We start from the raw sequence: 2,793 nt of genomic DNA, 5'->3' as shown, positions 1-2,793 counted from the left end.
TCGCGGAAAGGTAGAACGGCAGCGAGCCGCGCTGCAACTGCCCCGTCAGGCCCACCGCGAAACGGTCAAGGCCCCGGGTGAGCTGCCAGTAGTTGCGGGCCGCGGTGAGCCGCTCCGGCCAGGCCGGGAGCCGGTGCACGAGGCTCTTCGTGCCGAGGAAGGCGAGCGCGCCGAGCGCGACGACGAGCGCGGACAGGCCGAGCGCGGGCGTGAAGCCGTGCCAGAGGGCGAGCGACTCTGGGCCCGCGGCGACCTCGGGGCTGAGGACCGGGCGGATGAGCGTGTCGACGAAGGGCGCGCCGAGCCCCGCAGACAGGGCAAGGGCAACGAGCACGAAGGGCGCGAGCATGATGTCCCCGTGCTGCCGGTGCGCGATGCCGCAGTCGGCGACGGACGGCTTGCTGCTGAACGCGCCCCAGAAGAAGCGCAGGCTGTAGCCGACCGTGAGCGCGCTGCCGAGGACCCCGACGACGAGCGTGATCCAGACGAGCGGGTCCCCCGCCGCCACGAGGTGGGTGAGCTCCGTGAAGAGGCTCTCTTTGGCCACGAAGCCGATCAGCGGCGGCAGGCCGATCATCGAGGCGCAGGCGATCGCGGCCAGCGTGGCCAGCGCGGGCGTCTGCGCCCCCAGGCCGCTGATCTTGCGCAGGTCACGGGTGCCGGTGCGGTGGTCGATGATGCCGACGATGAGGAAAAGCGGGGCTTTCGCCAGCGCGTGCGCGAACAGCAGGGCGATGCCCGCGAACTGTGCCCCGGGCAGGCCGAGCCCCAGCACCATCACGAGGAGCCCGAGCTGGCTGACGGTGCCGTAGGCGAGCACGAGCTTCAGGTCGAACTGGCGCAGTGCCCGGATCCCGCCGTGGATCATGGTGATCCCCCCGACGATGACCAGGCTCGCGGTGAGCCACGGCACGCTCTCCCCGTAGGCGGGCACCAGGCGGGCAATCAGGTAGACGCCGGCCTTCACCATCGCGGCGGCGTGCAGGTAGGCGCTGACCGGGGTGGGCGCGGCCATCGCCGAGGGCAGCCAGAAGTGGAAGGGGAAGATCGCGGACTTCGAGAGCGCGCCGACGACCAGCAGGTACACGGCGACCGTGACGCTGGGCCCGCTGAGCCCGGCGTCGAGGATCGCGGCGAGGCTTGAGGTCCCCGCCTCGGTGGCCAGAATCACGAAGCCGACGAGCATCGCGAGCCCGCCGAGGGTGGTCACGGTGAGCGCCTGCATGGCCGAGGCCCGGCTCATCCAACGGCTGCCGTAGTGGCCGATGAGGAGGAAGGAGAGCACCGTGGTGGCCTCCCAGAACACAAAGAGCAGGTAGACGTCATCGGCGACCACGAGGCCCAGCATGGCGCCGGCGAAGGCGAGGAAGGTTGCCCCGAAGCGGGCGACGCCGTCCTCGTCCTCTTCGAAGTAGCGACGGCAGTACCAGAGCACGAGCGCGCCGACCCCGGTGACGAGCAGGCTGAGCAGGGCGCTCAGGGTGTCCATCCGGAAGCCCAGGGTGACGCTGAGCTGCGGGATCCACTCGGCGGTCTCGGCGTGCGTGACCGCGCCGCCGGAGGTCAACACCGGGATCGCGAGCCAGAGCATCGCGGCGAAGGCGCCGACGAGCACCAGGGCGGGGAAGAGGAATCCGCGGGGGCCGAAGCGCCGCAGCACCGGATAGGCCAGCAGGGAGGCGATCACAGCACCGAACACGGTTGCTGTCATCACTCCCACAAGCGTTCTCCCTCGATGTCCGTATCCGCCAGGGCTGTGCCCCGACGCTCTGGAGGTAGTTTATCGGAAAGATGCGCGACAAAAGGTGCGACAAACGGAACGCCCCGAACTTTTTCGGGGCGTTCCGCGGCTCACGCCTGCGTGGGAGCGGGACTACCCCAGGAGCGAAATGGTCTCAGCGCCCGAGAACACGCCGCCGCTCACCTCGAGCGTCGTGGGCACCGCGCCCTCCGGCAGGTCGAACAGCACGCCGCCCTGCACGCTGTTGCCGGGGTTGATCTCGGTGGCCCAGGTGTTGGCCTCCGGGTCCTCCGTGATCGTCGCCATCGTGTCGGCGTTGAAGGAGCGGCCCTCCGCGTCCCGGATCGTGAACGAGCTGATCGTGAAGAGCTTCGGGTCCGTGCCGCTGTTGGCGACCTTCGCCTCAATCCGGACGTACCGCCCCTGCGCGGTCTCCTGCAGGTACTGTCCGCCGACGGTCGTGCCGACCTCCTCCAGCGAGACCACGGTGACCTCGAGCTTGCCGCTCGTGACCGTGTCCCCGATACCGGGCAGCTCCGCCGCGGCTTCCTCGGTGGCCGGTTCCTCGGCGGGCGCTTCGGTCGCGCCCGCCGCGTCGGCGGACTCGGCGGACGGCTGTGATGCCGGCGCGGCCGAACCCGCGCCGGCATCACCCGATCCCCCACCGTTGATCGCGGCGATCGCGATGAGCGCGATCACCGCAGCGCCGACCCCGGTGAGGATTTTGTGCCGCGCGAACCAGTTCCGCCGTGCGGGGGCCGTGTCGTGCGGGGGCTGGGGTGCCGGCGGCTGAGGCTGCTGCGTCTGCTGGGGCTGCTGGGGCTGAGTCGGGTGCTGTTCGGGCATCGTCATCTCGTTTCATGTTGTGCGCTGAGGGTGATCGGGGCGGGATTCCGCCGCACTCATCAGCCAAGCGGAGCGGCGGCTGCGGCGCTCCCTTCCTTCGGCTCGACGCGCCTGGCCGTTCGGCTCGTCCTGCCCACCCGCGGCCCACCGAACGGCGGGGGCGCAGCGCGAGCCGGGCTCATAGGATGAGGGGGTGACCCCGATTG

Annotated in this window: 2 protein-coding genes; both read right to left on the bottom strand. The window is 70.6% G+C overall.

The annotated features are described in order from the left end of the window. Window positions 1-1,711 (bottom strand): proton-conducting transporter transmembrane domain-containing protein (locus OOT08_RS17920; RefSeq protein WP_325094236.1); only part of this gene is annotated, 1,711 nt, incomplete at its 3' end. Between the two features lie 162 nt (window positions 1,712-1,873). Then, complete coding sequence (locus OOT08_RS17915) at window positions 1,874-2,587, bottom strand: DUF4352 domain-containing protein (RefSeq protein WP_325094235.1); 714 nt, start codon at window positions 2,585-2,587, stop codon at window positions 1,874-1,876. Window positions 2,588-2,793: the final 206 nt, after the last annotated feature.

Source organism: Leucobacter sp. M11, from assembly GCF_035726885.1.
In the GTDB taxonomy this organism is placed as follows: domain Bacteria; phylum Actinomycetota; class Actinomycetes; order Actinomycetales; family Microbacteriaceae; genus JAPFRB01.
Note: the sequence above shows the minus strand (reverse complement) of the source record. Positions and strands in the feature narration are given on the sequence as shown.